This window comes from Bacillus sp. EE-W1 (assembly GCF_009760835.1).
GTDB classification, from domain to species: Bacteria; Bacillota; Bacilli; order Bacillales; family Bacillaceae_G; genus Bacillus_A; species Bacillus_A wiedmannii.
This window is the reverse complement of record NZ_WIPE01000042.1, coordinates 1-18,906: the sequence shown is the minus strand read 5'-3', so window position 1 is coordinate 18,906 and position 18,906 is coordinate 1. Positions and strand designations below refer to the sequence as shown.

Sequence of the window (18,906 nt, the reverse complement as noted above, 5' to 3'; positions counted from 1 at the left end):
TACCTTCTGTTCTTTCAACAGTTTTTGCGTCTCCTTTAGGAGTTGCTGGCACTGCATCTTTAGGTAAATCAAAGTTTTGTGAGAAAGACGTTGTTCCATCTGCACTTTGTGTAATTACTTGATTTGAACTATTTTCATTTGACTTTAAATTGTCCATTTTCGCATCATCTGCACCTACTGCACCTCCCGCTACCAATCCTGTACTTAAAAGTGCTCCTGCTAATAATGTTTTAATCATTTTTCATTACCTCCTGTTTATTTGTAATATTCATCAAAAAAGTATCTAGAGTTAATGTTTTAGTCATTATCTTTATCTACTTGCTTTTTGATTACATTTAGCATAAGACAAGAATCTATAGTTGATATGGACTGTATCTGGAGATTATGTAAAGAAAAATAGATGATCAATTGTATATCCTAATGAATGCTTAGACAAGATTGAAACTTTATATGAGTTTGAACAATTGAGTTCCCCTTTGTTTTTGGGTGTGAGGTTTTTAGCTGGAGTGGAGTGAGGGACTAACCTTTTCTAATTTGAAAGCAAACTTTTTATTATTAGTTTACATTCAAAACACTGTAAATAAAGATGTTAAAAATCCGTGAACAAAACACCACATCTCACTGATGTCCACCCCATCAGAAGTATGGAAGGGAATTAAATATAATCCTCCCCTGTCTTTATGCATTGAGATAGAAAAAATTATAAATATAGACTTAAATATTTTTTTGAAAGGATATTATTTAACAAACATAAAAAAGAGCTACAGCTGTATGAGAACCTTAGCTCTTTTTTATGTTTATTGTTTATTGTATAAATTATTTAACGTTACAAGCCATACCAGTTATCATATTACCAACTGAAATACCACCAGGTTCCCCCGATGCTCTCCCTCTAAAACAAATGACAAGCCACCTCATGCCCCTTCTCAATCTCAACCATCTTCGGTACTTCCTGCGCGCATTTTTCAGTGGCGAATTTGCAGCGCGTTCTGAATTTGCAGCCGGATGGTGAGTTTAGCGGGCTTGGTACTTCGCCTTGCAGGATGATCTGTTCTTTGCCTGTGCTTGTTGGATCTGGTCCTGGCATGGATGAGAGTAGTGCTTGTGTGTATGGATGTGCCGGTTTTGTGTATAGGTCTTCGCTGTCGGCAATTTCTACTATGTTTCCTAGGTACATGACTCCGATTCTGTCTGATATGTGCCGTACCATTGATAGGTCATGTGCGATGAATAAGTATGTGACACCTGTTTCTTCTTGGATGTCTTGCAGCATGTTTACGACTTGTGCTTGGACTGAGACATCTGGTGCTGAGATTGGTTCGTCACATAGGATGAAATCTGGTTTTACAGATAGTGCTCGCGATGCTGATGCGCTGTCTTTGTCCTCCGCTAAATTCGTGCGGGTAGCGATATAAGTGTTCTTCTTTTAGGCCTACCTTTTTTAGCAGGTCTAAGATGATTTCTTTTTGTTCTTCTTTTTCATAAGTGCCGTGAATGTTCATTGGTTCGCTAATAATTTGGAATACATTCATTGCTGGGTTTAATGATGCGTATGGATCTTGGAAAATGATTTGCATTCGTTTTCTATATTCTTTTAGTTCACTTTCCTTTAAACTTGCGATGTCTTTTCCGTCGAATAGGATGTTCCCTGAAGTGACATCGTGTAAACGAATGATGCTTCTTCCTGTCGTTGATTTTCCGCAGCCCAATTCGCCTACTAATCCGAATGTTTCACCTTTTTTAATTGTGAAGCTTAAGTCATCGACTGCTTTTAATTGCTCTGTTTTTCTGCCGGATAGTCCCTTTTTAATAGGAAAATATTTTTTTAAGTTCCGAACTTCAATTAAGTTTTCTTCATGCATGTGAATCACCTACCGCCCTTTCGTTTAACCAACACATGGAACGTCTTTCGTTTCCGATTTTAAAATATGGCGGACGTTCTTTTTCACAAATGTCCATCGCATGCGGGCAACACTCTGCGAATGGGCAACCTTGTGGCGGGTTTAATAAGTTAGGCGTTACACCTTGAATTGGCGCGAGTCTTTCTTTTACGCCGTTTGATATTTTCGGCAAGGAGTTTAATAGCCCTTTCGTATATGGATAATTCGGTGATTGGAAAATATCAAATACAGGTCCTTCTTACATGATTCTTTCTTGTGAATTGTTTCTATATTTTATATTAATAGAGTTTGTTATTCAAAGTTAAGACCATAACACTCAAAATAGGAAAACAAAAATGAAAAAAGCTACTTTGATACCAAGTAGTCAGTGTGTCCTATCAGAAAGGTGTTGTAACCTACAAAGAAATTAATTTATATGCTGATCAACTTGTCTTCAAACTGAAAGATGAAAAAATCGAAACATACTTCTCATTAAAATCTTGTATGCATAATAAATGGATAAAAGTTAGAAACTCCATGGGATAAGCCTTCTGCTTGTCCGCAACCGTACCACGCCCACCCACAAAAAAAGACCACCAAAAGGCAGTCTCTCAAAACTCAATCCTATTCCCAACCCCATTCTCCACCGCTCTCTCATACAAATACTTCGCAACAATAATATCTACCACTGCCAAACCAACCGATTTGAAAACAGTAATCTCTTCATCATTCTCTCTACCAGTTCTTTCACCGCTTATAATTTGACCAAGTTCAGCGTGGATGTCGTTTGCTTTGAATAAACCTTCTCGCACTGGAACTTGAAGGTCCCCCGTTTCTTCTAATGCTGCTTCTTTTGATTCGACTACTACTTTGTTTGCGCCCGCGATGGCGTGGGATGGTAGTTCTTGCATGCTTGGCCTGAATGAGCCGACGGCGTTTACGTGGACGCCTTTTTGTAGTTTTTCTGAGAAGACTGGTGTGGATGCGTTCGTAGTTGTGACGATGATGTCTGCTTCGCTTATTGCTTCATTTGCATTTGTGTGAACATAAGTAGGTTTACTAAATCTCTCTTGTATATATTGCGAGAATGCATTCGCTTTTTCTTCTGTTCGATTGTATAAAATGACCTTTTCAATATCTCTCACCGCAAATACTGCTTCGGCAATCCCCTTCGCCTGTTCTCCTGTCCCGATAATGCATAAAGTTTTTGCGTTATGACGAGCTAAATGTTTTGTCGCTACTCCTGATAGAGCCCCTGTTCGAATCATCGTTAAGTAGGATCCTTCTAAAAGTGCGAGCGGTTCTCCCGTTTGAAAGTCTGATAGCATAACAATCCCGTTTATCGTTTTCTTTCCTATCTTTTTGTTCTCGGGGACTACTGTTACTACTTTTAAACCAAGTGCCTCAAGTCCTTCCGCTACTGAAGGCATAATTAATGCCGTATTTTTCTCGTTCGCAAATGGTAATGAGCCGCGAATTGGTGTGGTCGTTCTTTCTGCGGAAAATTCTTTTAAAGCAAGCGCCGCGTATTCAATGACTTCGTTCATATTTACTAAGTTTCGTTGTTCGTTCGCGCTTATGACTAGCATATCTTTCCACCTCCTCCTCTTATCCTAACAAAAATCCCCGATTCAAATCATCTCTCGGGTCTATAACGAACTGATGAAATCCTGTAATAAATGCATACCCCGTTACTTTCGGAACGACAGCTTCATATGTATGTACCGCTGTTACCGACAACACTTCCCCCTCGAATTTCCCGTCAGTAATGCATTCATGGACGAAAATTTCTCCCTTTTGTAAAGCATCTTTTTCAAAAAGAGTTGCGATTCTTGCGGAAGTTCCTGTGCCGCAAGGAGAACGGTCTACTTGCCCATCAGCGAAGATTGTTACATTTCGTAAAGTTGCGCCTTCCCCTTTCGGTTCATCTGAGAAAATAACGCCGTATATTCCTTTTAACCCTTCTTCAAGTGGATGTTTTACTTCCATTTTGCTCTCGATGTAGTGCTTAATTTTACTGCCCCACGCTTGAATAGCAGCTAAGTCTTTGAAATCAACCTTCAAACCAAGTTCTTTACTATCTACTACCGCGTAGAATGCTCCACCAAACGCGATATCTACTTGAAATTCATAGTCATCTATTTTAATAGGGACGTCTTTTTTGTATACAAATGAAGGAACATTTTCAAATGATACGGACTCTACTTCGCTCCCGTTATATGTTGCGTACGCAATCACTTCCCCGGCAGGGCTATCAATAATGAACTTTTGTTTCTCACCTGTCACTTCAAACATACCAGTTTCAATTCCGACTGTAATAATAGCGATAATGCCGTGCCCACACATCGTACTCCAGCCTTCATTGTGCATAAATAATACACCAAAATCAGCGTGAGCACTTGCAGGTGGAGTAATGATGCAACCGTACATACCGTGATGTCCTCTCGGTTCATACATAAGAACCTCGCGAAGATGATCCAAATGCTCCATACAGTACGCGCGTCTTTCTAGCTGCGTTTCTCCTTTTATTTCTGGCACACCGCCTGTAATAATTCGAAGCGGTTCCCCAGCTACGTGAGCATCAATTGTCGTGTACACTTTACTAACCTTCATTTCTATCTCTCCCCTATATGTTGATACTCTTTTTATTGCAAATATCATGCCAACGCATAGGGTATAAATTTGTATACATTGTGTAAAAAAACATACACTACTGTCTATTTTTTTATACAGTAGACAGTGAGTGATTATTAAACAAAAAAGCCATAACGTCACTACTTGAGCAAAGTTATGGTTCCTTTTTAAATTATTTTGAGGGGTTTGAGCCAAAACCAAATTTATATTTCGCTCGGCAGTTTTTCCCACTCACTTAAATGCATAACATCTTGTTTTACGTTTTTCTTTTCAGGAAGTAAGCATAGAAACTCTAAAGAATTACCGTCCGGATCATAAAAATAAAGATTGGCAGTAGGTGTCCACGTCTGAACCATAGGCTCAGACGGTTCAAGTCCGAAAGCAGCTCTTGGTTTTATTCCTTTATTAAGAAGCCATTCTCTTGCATGAATGATTTCTTCATAGTTTACCTTAAATGCAAAGTGACTTGTATGGAATGCTTCTTCTGATACCTCCCAAATGCCTAGCATTTGTTCCTTCTTATTATCTTTATCAAACCAAAAGAATGCGACACGGCGTTCTTCAATTGTGCGAGCATGAAATAATCCAAGTTTAGTATAAAACTCTTTTGCTACTTCTAAATTTCTTGTTTTAACATGTGTTTCATATAAAGTACCTGGAAACAAAGCATATCCCCCCTTTATATTTTTAGAAATTCTTACTATAAAGCCTATTTTAATAAACTAGAAATAGAAGTAATATCATATTCCCTTTACATGTTTTTTCAATTTTGTAGCCCTAATACTGAATAAAAAAGAAAATTCTCTCACCCCGCCACATATACTGTTTAAAAGCAAAAAGGAAGTGATCCAATGTATTATGGAACAAAAGGCTGGTACGTAGCTGAATTAAAAAAATTAGGCGTGCGCTATCTTGAAGGACGAAAACTAGAAAGTTACCGCGGACACGTCTTACGTAATTTACTAATCGAACAACAAGAAAAATTAAAAGAACAGTAATATACTAATGTAGCGGTATCGACGATTCGACACGGAATATCGACTTACCGACAAATTCCGCCAAATCACTCCTCCATTCCACCAACCAATCACACATCAATACAAACTAAAAAAAGGTCACCCAACGGGTGACCTTCCTTTCTTATTCACAAACAAGAATTTGTCTAGTAAATGATCCTTTTCTTGTAATACAGCGATCTGCAATTTCAAATCCTGCTTCATGAATCATGTCGTCCATTGTTTCCATCGTGACAACGACTACCTTTTTAGCAATGCGGCGCGCACTTGAAAGAATGGAGAACTGGTCTTCTGGTGTTGCATGCGTAAATAAGTCGTACGGCATATCGATAATTGCAACGTCGTAGTTCTCAGTAATTTCCTCAATTGGACCTATTGTTACTGTCCCTTCAAATCCGAAATGTGCGATGTTTTTTCTCGTTCCAAGAACTACAAGTGGATTTATATCTCTACCAACGATGTTAATTCCCATAGAAAGTGCTTCTACTACTACTGTTCCAATACCGCAGCACGGGTCAATTGCTCGTACTCCATCTGGATTTGGTACAGCGATATTTGCAACTGATCTCGCAACACGTGTGCTAAGAGATGTCGAATAACTATGCGGTTTTTTTATGTGATGATACCAAACCGGCTCACTTTCTACATAGTGTCCGAAGTACCAGCGTCCTCCAAGAGGAACAATCCCGAATACACGCTCTGGATTACGAACATCTGCTTCTCCTTCAATATGCATACCGAGGTCGCGTTCAATGAGACGTCTTTCCCCATATTCAATTTTATTTTCTTTGCCAAGATCATTGATTTTAACGAAGATAACTTTAAATGATGCCCCCGCCAAATCAATTTGTTCTACTTGTTTTAAAATACTTTCTAAGTCGTCTCCTTCATACATAACCTCAACGCGCTCTTTAATAAATGCACTTCTACTCGGCTCAATTTTGACATTACTTTTCAAAATATTAACGTGAGACTCCATTCCAAAGAACGAGCGCATTTCCAAATAACATAAAGCACGCTCCTCCTCACGAAATGCATACGTATATATACATGCAGGTGTTGTACTATGATTACTCAATCTATTATCATCCTTTATCGTTTAAAATTATTATGATTACAATTATTCGAATATCTTTTTTACGTAAAATTAAATGATATCACATGCCGGAAATAAAGAGAAAGGTTAATAAATAAAAGAGACTGCCTATTGGCAATCTCTTTTTATTTATTAACGGAAAGAAGATACTTTCTTACCCTTTGCTTCGTAATAATCTAAAATACCTTGATAAATCGCTTCCGCTGCAGCTTGTCTCTGTTTTGGTGTAGCGATTTTATCTGCATCACTTTTATTATCTACAAATGCTAATTCTGTTAATACAGCTGGCATTGTATTTTCTCTAGTTACGTATAAGTCTTGATGTTTTATACCACGATCTTTTGTTCCAAGTGCTGCGACAAGACGGTCTTGAATTTTTTGTGCTAATAACTTACTGTCTTCTACATGCGGATTTGTTACTTTTGCTCTTGCTGACTGATAATATAATGTTTCTGTACCTTGTCCATTTTTATATTGAGAGCCATTAGCATGGATACTTACAAAAATATCTCCATTATGTTCCTGTGCAAACTCTACTCGCTTTTTCAATGAATCTGTTGAGTCTACTCCTGGGCGTGTATTATCTGTACGAGTGAACATCACAGTAAATGGTGCTCTTTGCTCAAATATTTTCTGTAATCGTAATGATACATCTAATACAGTTTCACTTTCTTTCTCATAATAACCAGGATTACCTGAGTCAATTCCACCATGACCTGGATCAATAATAATCGCTTTACCTTCTAAGAAGTTCTCTTGTTTTACTGGGTTTAATTGATTTTTATCAACCCACTGGAATCCAGCGCCTACGCGAATACGAATCCAGCTGCCGCTCTCTTCCATAATCGTTACTGTTTGTGCATTATATGTACCTAGCACTTGAGAACTATGTGAAGCTTTTTCATAAGCAGTAAATCCTTCATTAATTGTTTCTGTTTTTTCTTGTAAAGGTGTCCACTTCTCACCTTTACTTGTTACAATTTTCAACCAGCCGTCTGCTCTTTGCTCTTTCACTTCTACCATTTGTGGCTTATGCTGAACGTCAGTAATACCAGATGATAATGATGCTTGATGATATGTAATAAAGTTTCTGTTCATATACATTCTTTTTGATGTATTTGTTTTATTTTTATCAGCCATCGCAATGAACTGAGCTGCTTCTGCACGAGTTACAGTTCCTTCAGGATTCCAGCCATTTCCCGTACCATTAGAAATCTCTAAGGCTACTAAAATATTAGCTTGTTTCTTACCCCAATGAGGTTCCAAATCTTTAAACTGTGTTGGAAGTTCTCCAATAATTTTCTTATCTAATGAGTACGCTTGTACTAACATAGATGCCATAGATGCACGGTTCATTTTATTGAATGGATTAAATTTACCAGTACCATCTCCATTAATTACACCTGCTTTTTCCACTGCAGCAATGTACGGTGCTGCCCAATGGCTTTGTGCGTCTTTAAAAGATGGTTTTGCTTTTGGATCAATCGGTAAACCAAGAACGACTGCTATGATTTTTGCAGCTGATCCTCTATCTACTGCTTCAGATGGAGAAAACGTTCCATCTGGCTTTCCATCAAGCGCTTTTTTTTCTACTAAATAATTAACTGATTCTTGCGCCCATGTAGGAACATCCGAAAACTTCTTCGCTGCTGCGAAACTACTTACTGGAGACGATAATAAACTTGCGGCTAAAATACCTGCCGCGACTGCACGATACTTCATAAAAAATAATACTCCTCTCGACAATCACTTTTTAATAACGCGTAATCTTAATATATAAATTTCAATAAATCCGAACAAAAAAAATTAATGCGCCTCTATCATTTTATAATACTCGAATTATGTAGTAAACCTACTTTCTTAATATTGTAAAATAAAATATAATTAATTTACTTTTTGTTAAATAAAGTCGATTTCTCTGCAAACAAAAAATAGGCCACTAAAGGTAGCCTATTTCTTTTCTTATTCTGCAATCATCTCTGATAATACATATGCATAAACAAGTGCTTCTGTATGAGCAATCGAACTTTCATGTGTACGCTCAAACGCATGAGAAGAATCAATACCCGCTCCAATTAATGCATGTTTCACATCAAATCCAGCGCGAATCGCAGCTGATGCATCCGATCCATAGTACGGATAAATATCTACTTTATATTCAATATGATTCGTTGTCGCAAGCTCTACTAAATGTTTACGCAGTGCATAATGATACGGACCACTAGAGTCTTTTGCACAAATAGATACAGTATACTCGTCAGATGCTTGTCCATCACCTAGCGCTCCCATATCAACTGCTAAATATTCAACCGTTTCTTCTGGAATGTTAGAGTTACCGCCGTATCCAATCTCTTCATTATTAGAAATTAAGAAATGAGTTGTATATGGTAATGTTATGTTTTCATCTTGTAATCTCTTAATTAATTTTAATAGAATCGCAACACTTACTTTGTCATCTAAATGACGTGATTTTATGTATCCACTCTCTGTAATTTGAACGCGCGGGTCAAATGAAACGAAGTCTCCTACTTCAATTCCTAATTCGCGCACTTCATCAGCTGAAAATACACGCTCATCAATACGAACTTCAATATTTTTCTCATCGCGTTTCGCTTCACCTGCATCTTTATATACATGCACAGATGTTTGATGCATTAAAATCGTTCCTGTATACGTCTTACCGCTTGATGTTTCAATTTCGCAATATTCTCCTTCTACAGAGTTCCAGCGAAATCCGCCAATCATAGAAAGACTCAGACGACCGTCAGGCTTAATTTCTTTCACCATCGCACCTAACGTATCAACGTGTGCCGTTAATAAACGGTGCTGTGCATCATTTTTCCCTTTTACCGTTAAAATGAGAGCGCCTTTATTGTTACGCTTCTTTTCTACATTCCACTCACTTACATAGTTTTCAATAAAACGAATGATTTTCTCTGTATTTCCAGATGGACTTGGAATAGAGACCAGCTCCTTAATAAGTTCCATCGTTTCTTTCGCATGATGTGCCATTGTCGTTCCCTCCTCATTTTCTCTATTATTTAGTATACCGAATTTACTATAAATCCTCTACTCATATAGCTTAATTTTCTAAATTGCGGTAAAATTCTTTTTAGTATACAAAAGGAGTTATAAAATATGAATATATCAAAAAAATATATACACATTGCACTCATTTGGTTTTTAGCATCATTATTTTGTTTACAAGTTTCTTATGCAGTTCACACTACTACTTCTATTACAATTGGCTGGGTATTAACAGTTAGCTTCTTCATTATTAGTTTAATTGCAACAAAAAAGCATAGCGTTACTCACTAACGCTATGCTTTCCCTACGAAACTATTCTTCTGAAACATCCAACAAATAAATGCCTCTTTCAAATCCACCGCGCTCTATTTCTTTTTTCTTACGAAGACGTTCTACATCTTCAATTGTTGCACCTTCTGCACGCGCTAATGAAATGATCACTTCCAGTGCATCCGCAAGAGAATCTAGCGCATGTTCACGCTCTTTCATAGAAGCAAATTCACGAATTTCTTCCGTTCCAATTTTCGCTAAAGCTTGTATGTATGCTTGTCCTGTTAATTTTTGTGCTGTATATGTTTTTCCAGACCTTAAAATCTTCTCTGGAACACGATCTCTTACTAACTTGTTATATGCTGACATCATTCATCCTCCTATGTTTAATAACATCCGAGCTCTGCTTTATAGAAAAACCATTTTTTCTTCACGCACGCACTAAGCATATCAATTCCTGATCCATGTGCCCTTACGTGAGGAAAGAAATAGTGCTCTGATTCTTCTTCCTTACCATATAGAGTTTGGTACGCAGCTGGAATTGCTTCTTTTTTCACATCTTTTTCTTTCGTCACTTCGGCAGAAAACGCAACGCTTGGATGTCCTTCAAAAAACAACGCAGTTCGCACAGCCATAGATTGTGTACTATGCAAAGCATAATATGCTATTACAATCATGCCGATAACACCAATAATTTTCTTCATATATTACTCCTTAAAAAAAAGTGCTAACACAATTATACTAAAATGTGTTAGCACTTTCTCCCCTTTACCTTAAATTAACCGGCAGTAAAACTACTATTAATTCAAATTTCACTTTATTCCCCTTTAAATGCAGGCAAACGTTTTTCTAAAAATGCAGCAATGCCTTCTTTATGATCCGCTGTTTGTCTCATCGCATATTGGCCGCGTTTTTCAAGCTGCAATGTTTGTTCTAAATTAGAGCGGTTTACTTCACATAAAATTTGCTTCGTTTGAACCATCGCTTTGATCGGCTTTTGTGACCATTCACTAATTTTTTGCTTCACAGCCGTTTGGAAATCCTCACTGATTACTTCATCAATTAAACCGATATCAAGCGCTTCTGTTGCTGATAATTTCTTTCCTTCCCAAATAATTTGCTTCGTCATATTTTCACCGACACGCTTTTGAAGGAAGAAATGGCCGCCACCATCTGGAATTAAAGCGATTCCAATAAAGTTCATCGCAATAATGGATGATATATCTGCCATCACATAGTCAGCTGTTAACGCAATACTTAACCCAAGACCAGCAGTTGGTCCATGAATCGCACTAATAACAAGCTTCGGCATCGTATATAAAGTCACAACAACTTCAGAAATGGTATTCATAATGCCATCAAACTTGCTTTCATCATTACTTGAAAGCATCGATTTAATATCTCCACCCGCAGAAAAACCACGACCACTTCCGCATAACACAACAATGTGTGCAGAACTCTCCGCTACTTCTTTCAATTTTTGTAATAACTCTTTTAATGTTGGCTCATCTAATGCATTTAACACCTCTGGGCGATTGACCATAACCGTTGCAACGTGCCCTTCATATTTCACAACGACAGATTCTGTTTTACTTGTTACTTCCATTATATATACCCCTCTTTTCTACATAAAGATTATACTTATATAATTATAGAAAGGTGGTGAAAAACCCTTCTTTTTTCTCAATTTTCTGTCTAATAATCTCGTAATTTGTATATGACCTTGTATAAAACAAACAATTCCGTTGAAAAATATAGAAATTAAAGTCGGTTTATCACCTCTCTTCATCTATTTACCATTACAATGAAATGGTGTATTCTTAAGTCTGATATAAAAATTAAATATAGAAATTCATTCTCCTTCCTATTTATATAGAGGTTCTGAAATAAAGGAATGAAGAAATGGAGGAACATATGGTTACTAAGTTCAAACAGACGGATAACTACTTCCCGCATTTCCTACTGCTATTCATTGTGTTTCAACCAATTTTAGATTTGTTAACGTCTTTTTCAATCTATGTATTACACATGAGCGCAACAGTCGGAATCGTAGTCCGTTTCGCCTTTATGCTTCTTGCATTAGGTTATCTACTTCTTCATCATAAACAACAAGGCGCGAAAAAGTATATTCTTTATTTATGTCTATTTGGCATTGTACTCGCAATTGGCCTTGTGAATAATTTAATGGTCAAATCTCCAGTTTCATTTGGAGAAGAAGTGAAATTTATTTTGAAAAGTGTATATCCAATAGTACTACTGTTTGGATATATTATCGCACTAAAAGAATTAAAAAATAACGACTACGCGTTTCATAAAATCATTACGTATTTCTTATATGCAACGTTAATTTTAAGTATTTCAATCATCGCGGCTATGGCAACTGGTACAGATTTCCCAAGCTATCCGAACTCAAAGATCGGTTCAAGAGGATGGTTCTTTGCTGGAAATGATTTAAGTTCCATTTTTGCAATTATGTTCCCAATCGTTGTCTTATACTCAGTTCATAAAACAACTTCTTTCTCAAAAGCGTATTACTGGATTCCAACTGTAGTTGCAATGTATGCAAGCATTATGATCGGAACGAAAGTAGGCTATGGTGCCATCGTTATTACACTTGGTATCGCCCTTTTCTTCTTATTCATTGAATATATGATACATCGTAAAAAAGAAGGAAAAGGATTCACATATCTTGTAAATACAGTTGTTGCTGCTGTCGTATTAGGAGGGTTACTCGTACTTACACCGCAAACTCCTATCGCAAAAAACATGACCATCCATTTACAAATATATGAATACAAAAAATCAGTACAAGAAGAACAAGACCGAAAAGAAGGAAAAGTAGTTACAGAAGAAGAACATGAGCAAGGCGAACTAACAGACTCTGAAATGAAAAGTTTAATTTACAGTGATCGCGACAAGTTTTTAAAAGTATATAAACAATACTATAAAGAAGCACCACTATCTCAAAAACTATTTGGAATGGGGTACGCTGGTAACTATACAACGAAAATGAAGTTAGTCGAAATGGATTTCCACGACCTATTCTTCGCATTCGGAATTGTTGGCTTCCTTATGTACTTACTGCCACTTCTTTATTTCGGTATAAAAATATTCATTCGCATCATCACAAACTTCAAGAAACTATTTAGCGTAAAACATATGCTACTAGCTAGCACACTCGTCTTATCGCTCGGTATCGGCTTTATGTCTGGACACGTATTAACAGCACCAGCCGTTAGCATTTTCTTTGTTGTGATACTCGCTTACTTAATTGTTGATTTAGAAATAGAATAGAAAAGAAGCAGCATCCAGATGGATGCTGCTTCTTTTCTATTCCAACCCTTTACCGCCTCTAGCATTCAAAGTGCTAATTCTTTCTGCTCCAGTAATCATTGGTTTTGCTCGCTTTATTAAATTTTGTGTAGACTCTAACGTTAAAGATGCTTTATGTGCTTCTTCATTACTCCATACTTCAAAAACATATACAGCATTTGGCTCGTCATCAGAAGTACTTACAATATATACCTCACAACTATGAAGTGCTTTCATCGATTCCGCAGCCTCTAGCAAAATATTCGTTAATTCTTCCCGATTACGTTCTTCCACAATAAACTTACCATACAATCCGAATTTACTCATTCTTCTCCCCCTAATTATGCCACTTCTCTTATCTCAAAATTAATAATTTCCATAAAAAAACACTTAATGGCACACCTTTCTTATGTATGAAATGAGAAACTACTTATATAGAATAATTATTTTAATCAAATTATTAACATGATAAAATATTAAAGGCACTATTATATAAAAGAATATATAATAGATATGTCGGTTTTTTTTTGCACGAAATGTATTTCGAAAAAAGTGAGGAGAGTCCTTTGGTATTTAGTAGTTCGATTTTCTTATTTATCTTTTTACCTCTCGTATTATTTCTCTATTTTATAGTGCGTGCCGAGCTACGTAATTTCGTATTACTTGCATTTAGTTTAATTTTCTATGCATGGGGCGAACCGCGTTTCGTTCTTTTAATGCTCTTTTCCATCGTATTAAACTACTGCTTTGGCCTACTTGTGCATCATTATGATAAACGAAAAAATATGAAAGTCACATTTTTAGTTATGGCTGTGGTCGGAAATATTTTATTACTTTCTTATTTTAAATATATTTCATTTTTCACAGACATTTTAAACAAATCATTGCATTTATCTATTCATGTGGAACCTATTCCACTACCAATCGGAATTTCATTTTATACATTCCAAGCGATGTCCTATGTCATCGATATATACCGTAAAGATGGGGATGTTCAAAAAAATCCACTTAATTTAGCGCTATATATATCTATTTTCCCTCAGCTTATTGCCGGACCAATTGTTCGTTACAATATCGTCGCTGAGCAAATTAAAACGCGCATCCATTCTTTTGAACGATTCACAGAAGGTATTCAAATTTTCGTTCTCGGACTAGCAAAAAAAATATTAATCGCCAACCAAGTAGGATTTGTCGCCGATAAAATATTTGCCTTACCACCATCTGAAATAAGTGTTGGAACGGCATGGATTGGTATTATCGCCTACACTCTCCAAATTTATTTCGATTTCTCAGGGTACTCTGATATGGCAATCGGACTTGGAAAAATGTTCGGATTTGATTTCCCGAAAAACTTCAACTACCCATACATCTCTAAATCTATTTCAGAGTTTTGGAGAAGATGGCATATTACACTCGGTTCTTGGTTCCGCGATTACATATATATCCCGCTCGGCGGAAACCGTGTTTCAAGACTAGCGAATTATCGTAACCTCTTCATCGTATGGGGATTAACTGGTTTATGGCACGGGGCGAGCTGGACATTTATCGCCTGGGGCTTATATTATGGCTTTATTATTTCAATTGAAAAAGCTGGATTCGAAAAAATATTAAACAAACTATGGAAACCGCTGCAACATGCATACGTATTACTAATCGTTATGATCGGTTGGGTCTTCTTCCGAGCTGACAACTTCGCTTACTCGTTCCAATATTTAAAAGCGATGTTCGGCATAGGAGGACAATCTTTCATCGATGACAATACAATGTTATACGTACATGAATACATTATCGTATTTCTCATTGCCTTTATCGCAGCGACTCCAATTTTAAAACGAATGAAAAACATACTAGAACTTGCGCCAAAAACGTATATGTTCACGACGCAATTTGTACGTCCTATATTATTACTAACATTATTTATGATTTCGGTTATGTACTTGATTAACTCAACATATAATCCATTTATTTATTTCAGGTTTTAACTGATGTAGGAAGGAAAAGTTATTATGAAAAAATTGGGGAACCTCATCCTGTTTATCGGTTTTCTCACCATTATCTTTTCATTTGGCATATTATCGTTACTCAAAACAGACCGAGACATTTCACCAGTTGAAAATCGGCCGCTCGCTCAAAAACCAGCACTTACGAAAGAAGCTCTCCTAACTGGTAGCTTCTTTAAAGATTTTGAAACATACACAAATGATCAATTAATCGGACGAGATGAGCTTATTAAAAACTATACGATTGCCCAAATTAATATGGGCAAGTCTCTCATTAACGACATTATTTTAACTGATGATAAATGGCTCCTAAAAAACCCGGCGTGGACGACAAAATATAACGAAATTGACCAATCCATGCCTGCTATAAACGACTTATCTCAGTTTTTAAAAGAACAAAACGTCGAGTTTTACTTTGCTTTACCACCGTCAAAAACGAATGCATTATCATTTAAATTACCTTCTCATATTCACACTTATGCACAGGACAATTTAAATTACTTTCTAACAAAACTTCCAGCTGACGTAAAGCCAATAAAACTTATGGAACACTATAAACAGAACTATACGAACGAAGAAATACAGGACATGTATTTCAAAACAGATCATCATTGGAATATGGACGGTGCCTTCTTAGGCTACCAATATATAATGAACACAATCGGGCAACAGTCTTCTATATATAAAGGAAAAGAAATAAAAAAAGAAGACTACACTCGTACATGTGCGCAAAATAAACATTTAGTCGGAAGCTTCAACAACCAACTATACCAACTCATCGATGCAACTGGGGAAAAATTGTGCTACTACACACCGAAAGGCGGTTTCAACTTCACAAGCGTTACCGCAAAAGATGTGAAAGGTACTGTTCATCAAAACTTAGATGACATATACGGCGTAGAAAAACAAAAAGATACAACATCATACGCAGGATATTACACGGACGACTATCCAGAAATCGTCACCGAAAATAACAATGCACCAAATGAAGTACGCGCCTTAGTCCTAAAAGACTCATTCGCAAACGCAATCGTGCCACACTTAGCACAAAGCTTCAAACACACATCTATCCTCGACCTGCGTCACTATCACGAAAAAGATGTATATCAATACATTAAAGACAACAATATTAACATGGTATTGTTCGTGTATAGTGATTCGAATTTGAGTGGGGATATGTTTAAGTTTAAGAAATAGAAAGAAGGCTCTTGTAAATGTACAAGAGCCTTCTTTCTATTAAAAAATCAGTGGGGATGAATCCCCACTGATTTTTCACTTCATCTATAATTGAATTATAGATTTGGGTTGTTAAGAACGTTAACGTGTACAGCTTGGGAACCGATTTCGCTTGTAATAACATTTTTATCTGTTAATACTTTGAATACTAATGTACCTTTGTCAGTGTACTTAGTAGTTAAAGTATCGTAAAGGTCTGCCTTGAAGTTTGGAAGTGTAGAATCACTTGTTTGAGATACTGTTACATCTCCAAGTTTTACATCGCCAGCGTTAAATACAGCATCGCCGTTTCTATCTAAGTAAAGTTTACCTTGCTCGTCACCAGATTTTACAACACGTACTTTATGTTGTGTTTCTTTCGTTAAGTTAATACCTTTTACGATATCATCAAGGTTACTCTTCTCAAGCTCTAATACAGTACCGATGTTGATTTTCTTCTCAACGAAGTTTTCTGTTTGAACTGGTTTGAAGTTTACAGATTTAATAGCGATTGTTTCTTGAACGATTTCAACTGTCGCTTTACCAGCAGTTGCACCATTTTTCGTTAAGTGGATATCAACTTTACCTGGTGCTTTACCTGTTACAACAACTTTATTTCCAACAATTTTAGCATCAGCTATATCTTTGTTTTTAGACTCAACTACATAACCCTCTAAGTTTTCAGGATCAGAGTATACGCGATCTGAAGTGTACTTAGATAATTGATACTCAACTTTGTTAGAAACATTTAGGTCAAGTTTCGTATCAGGTGATTGGCCGTATTGACCTACTTTAGATACAAGTTCAAAGTTTTTAAATGCAACGTTACCTTCTGTTACATTCACATATAATGAACCTAAAGTAGCTCCATTAGCATTTTGGAAGTGAACTGTACCTTCGCCTACTTCGTTACCTGTAACCGATACAGTTTTTGTACCGATTGAGCCAGCATCCGTTGTTACTACATCTAATCCACCTTCTGCAACTACACCTGTTTTTGGAAGAACTTCTTTAATTGCAGCTGAGTTAGCACCAAATGGATCACCATATTGGTCAGTTGTTACGAATGTAACAGGTAATGTTTTATTTTGAACAACTTTTAATTTGTCTGGGTTAGCTTTTACTGATACTAATTTACGAGAATCAGTCGTTACTTTAAATTTAACATCTTTCGTTACGTCACCTACTTTAATAGTAAGTGTAGCTTCACCAGCAGCCTCAGCAGTAATATAGTTGTTTACTACAGAGATAATACCGTGGTTTGAAGATTTGATGCTAATTGATCCTGGATCAACTACTTTATCTTCTCCAGCAATTGTAGCAACTAACTTACTAAGAGATGCTTTTTCACCAACAACTAAAGTTTGGCTATTTAAAGCAAAGTCTTTACCAGCAAGCTTGCTGCCATAGTTTACAGCACCATCATTATCAGCATCTACCGCAAATACAACATTTTTAATTGCAGAAGCTGGTGTATCAAGGTTTTTCACTGTAATAATACCAGTGTTAGAAACTGTTAAACCACCGCGTTTTGTAACTTGTACTTCTACTTTGTAGTCACCTTGCTTAATGCCAACAGCTAGTTTACCTGTAGTAGAAGTAGCTTCTCCACCTTCAAAGATGTTTGCTGATGTACCATCTAAGTTATTTGCTACAAATTTGACGTCATGATCTGCTAAGTTTAAGTACTCAACATCAGCGTTACCTTTTTCATCGTTTAATTTGAAAGCAACTGTTTGACCAGCACGATCATCGTCAAATGTAAGTTTTTCTACTGCTAATTTTTTCACTTCGTATACGAATTTCGTTACGAATGATTGATTTTTCACTTTTACAGTAAGATTTTTATTTGGAGCTACTTTACCACCAAGTGTTACAACTGCAGAAGTACCGTCAGCACTTGCTTCAATCGCAACAGCTTTGTCTCCATCAAGAGTTACATCTTCAGCAGCAAGCTTATCTAAACCAGTACCTGTTAATGTTAATTTCGTTGGTTCAGAAATTTTCACATCAGTTACATATGCTTGTGCATTATCTTTTTTGCCATATTTTTTATCTGCTACTGCGATAAATTTAGCTGCTTCTGCACGAGATACAGATTTATTTGGCTCCCATTTATTTCCGCCTGTTCCTTCAGAAAGTCCAAGATTGATTAGGATGTTTGCTTTTTCTTCACCCCAATGATCTAATAAATCTTCAAATTTTGTAACTAACTCGCCGTTAACTTTATCTTTTAAGTTATAAGCACCTACTATCATAGAAGCGAAAGAAGCACGGTCAATCTTTTTATCTGGAGAGAAGTTTTCTTTACCATCACCTCTAACAACACCCGCTTTTTCAACAGCTGCAATGTATTTAGAAGCCCAATGATTTTTAGCATCTTTGAAAGATGGTTGTGCACCCTCTTCAACTTTTAAACCTAAAGTAATTGCCATAATTTTCGCAGCAGAAGCACG

15 protein-coding genes and 4 pseudogenes are annotated in these 18,906 nt (G+C 36.6%); 5 read left to right on the top strand and 14 right to left on the bottom strand.

The features are described 5' to 3' along the window. The 6 genes and pseudogenes from GFJ36_RS04075 to GFJ36_RS04050 all read right to left on the bottom strand — a co-directional run. Window positions 1–238: pseudogene (locus GFJ36_RS04075) on the bottom strand (alpha-ketoglutarate permease); the annotation flags it as partial. A 654-nt stretch (window positions 239–892) separates the two neighbouring features. Further along, window positions 893–1,862, bottom strand: a pseudogene (locus GFJ36_RS04070) (ABC transporter ATP-binding protein). Then, window positions 1,855–2,139 (bottom strand): annotated as a pseudogene (locus GFJ36_RS04065) (oligopeptide/dipeptide ABC transporter ATP-binding protein); the annotation flags it as partial. The pseudogenes GFJ36_RS04070 and GFJ36_RS04065, both read right to left, overlap by 8 nt. 352 nt (window positions 2,140–2,491) lie before the next feature. Further along, window positions 2,492–3,469 (bottom strand): ornithine cyclodeaminase family protein, encoded by a 978-nt coding sequence (locus GFJ36_RS04060; RefSeq protein WP_157349470.1) that lies wholly within the window; start codon window positions 3,467–3,469, stop codon window positions 2,492–2,494. Window positions 3,470–3,488: 19 nt separating this feature from the next. Then, the gene (locus GFJ36_RS04055) at window positions 3,489–4,541 is read right to left on the bottom strand and encodes a proline racemase family protein (RefSeq protein ID WP_194956662.1); all 1,053 of its coding nucleotides are present in this window, start codon (window positions 4,539–4,541) and stop codon (window positions 3,489–3,491) included. A 176-nt stretch (window positions 4,542–4,717) separates the two neighbouring features. Then, on the bottom strand, window positions 4,718–5,179 hold the full coding sequence (locus GFJ36_RS04050) for a VOC family protein (protein ID WP_137013312.1): 462 nt from the start codon (window positions 5,177–5,179) through the stop codon (window positions 4,718–4,720). Between the two features lie 165 nt (window positions 5,180–5,344). On the opposite strand from GFJ36_RS04050, the pseudogene GFJ36_RS04045 reads away from it, so the two are divergent. Next, a pseudogene (locus GFJ36_RS04045) lies at window positions 5,345–5,512 on the top strand (YflJ family protein); the annotation flags it as partial. A gap of 142 nt (window positions 5,513–5,654) precedes the next feature. On the opposite strand, the gene GFJ36_RS04040 reads toward GFJ36_RS04045, so the two are convergent. The 3 genes from GFJ36_RS04040 to GFJ36_RS04030 all read right to left on the bottom strand — a co-directional run bounded on the left by GFJ36_RS04040 (window position 5,655) and on the right by GFJ36_RS04030 (window position 9,638). Then, entirely contained in the window at window positions 5,655–6,608 is a 954-nt protein-coding gene (locus tag GFJ36_RS04040) for a TRM11 family SAM-dependent methyltransferase (RefSeq protein WP_157349468.1), read from the bottom strand. Window positions 6,609–6,758: 150 nt separating this feature from the next. Further along, complete coding sequence (locus tag GFJ36_RS04035; protein WP_098082463.1) at window positions 6,759–8,348, bottom strand: N-acetylmuramoyl-L-alanine amidase; 1,590 nt, start codon at window positions 8,346–8,348, stop codon at window positions 6,759–6,761. Between the two features lie 240 nt (window positions 8,349–8,588). Beyond that, window positions 8,589–9,638 (bottom strand): M42 family metallopeptidase, encoded by a 1,050-nt coding sequence (locus GFJ36_RS04030; protein WP_087985734.1) that lies wholly within the window; start codon window positions 9,636–9,638, stop codon window positions 8,589–8,591. A gap of 126 nt (window positions 9,639–9,764) precedes the next feature. On the opposite strand from GFJ36_RS04030, the gene GFJ36_RS04025 reads away from it, so the two are divergent. Beyond that, window positions 9,765–9,944, top strand: coding sequence for a hypothetical protein (locus GFJ36_RS04025; protein ID WP_098082464.1), 180 nt, complete (start codon window positions 9,765–9,767; stop codon window positions 9,942–9,944). Window positions 9,945–9,965: 21 nt separating this feature from the next. Here GFJ36_RS04025 and GFJ36_RS04020 read toward each other — a convergent pair whose 3' ends face one another. The 3 genes from GFJ36_RS04020 to GFJ36_RS04010 form a co-directional block, all read right to left on the bottom strand. After that, a complete protein-coding gene (locus GFJ36_RS04020) occupies window positions 9,966–10,292 on the bottom strand; it encodes a nucleoside triphosphate pyrophosphohydrolase (RefSeq protein WP_087985736.1) in 327 nt (108 codons plus the stop codon). A 17-nt stretch (window positions 10,293–10,309) separates the two neighbouring features. Continuing rightward, entirely contained in the window at window positions 10,310–10,627 is a 318-nt protein-coding gene (locus GFJ36_RS04015; protein WP_097908120.1) for a hypothetical protein, read from the bottom strand. Window positions 10,628–10,740: 113 nt separating this feature from the next. Next, a complete protein-coding gene (locus tag GFJ36_RS04010) occupies window positions 10,741–11,529 on the bottom strand; it encodes an enoyl-CoA hydratase (protein ID WP_098082465.1) in 789 nt (262 codons plus the stop codon). A 308-nt stretch (window positions 11,530–11,837) separates the two neighbouring features. On the opposite strand from GFJ36_RS04010, the gene GFJ36_RS04005 reads away from it, so the two are divergent. Next, complete coding sequence (locus GFJ36_RS04005; protein WP_098082466.1) at window positions 11,838–13,217, top strand: O-antigen ligase family protein; 1,380 nt, start codon at window positions 11,838–11,840, stop codon at window positions 13,215–13,217. A 36-nt stretch (window positions 13,218–13,253) separates the two neighbouring features. Here GFJ36_RS04005 and GFJ36_RS04000 read toward each other — a convergent pair whose 3' ends face one another. Next, a complete protein-coding gene (locus GFJ36_RS04000; RefSeq protein WP_098082467.1) occupies window positions 13,254–13,562 on the bottom strand; it encodes a putative quinol monooxygenase in 309 nt (102 codons plus the stop codon). A 239-nt stretch (window positions 13,563–13,801) separates the two neighbouring features. Here GFJ36_RS04000 and GFJ36_RS03995 point away from each other — a divergent pair, with 239 nt between their 5' ends. Next, a complete protein-coding gene (locus GFJ36_RS03995) occupies window positions 13,802–15,217 on the top strand; it encodes an MBOAT family O-acyltransferase (protein ID WP_098082468.1) in 1,416 nt (471 codons plus the stop codon). Between the two features lie 24 nt (window positions 15,218–15,241). Then, entirely contained in the window at window positions 15,242–16,432 is a 1,191-nt protein-coding gene (gene patB1, locus GFJ36_RS03990; RefSeq protein ID WP_087985740.1) for a secondary cell wall polysaccharide O-acetyltransferase PatB1, read from the top strand. A 95-nt stretch (window positions 16,433–16,527) separates the two neighbouring features. Here patB1 and GFJ36_RS03985 read toward each other — a convergent pair. Continuing rightward, window positions 16,528–18,906, bottom strand: a 2,379-nt coding sequence (locus GFJ36_RS03985) for an S-layer homology domain-containing protein (RefSeq protein WP_157349467.1), incomplete at its 5' end; no start/stop codon positions are given.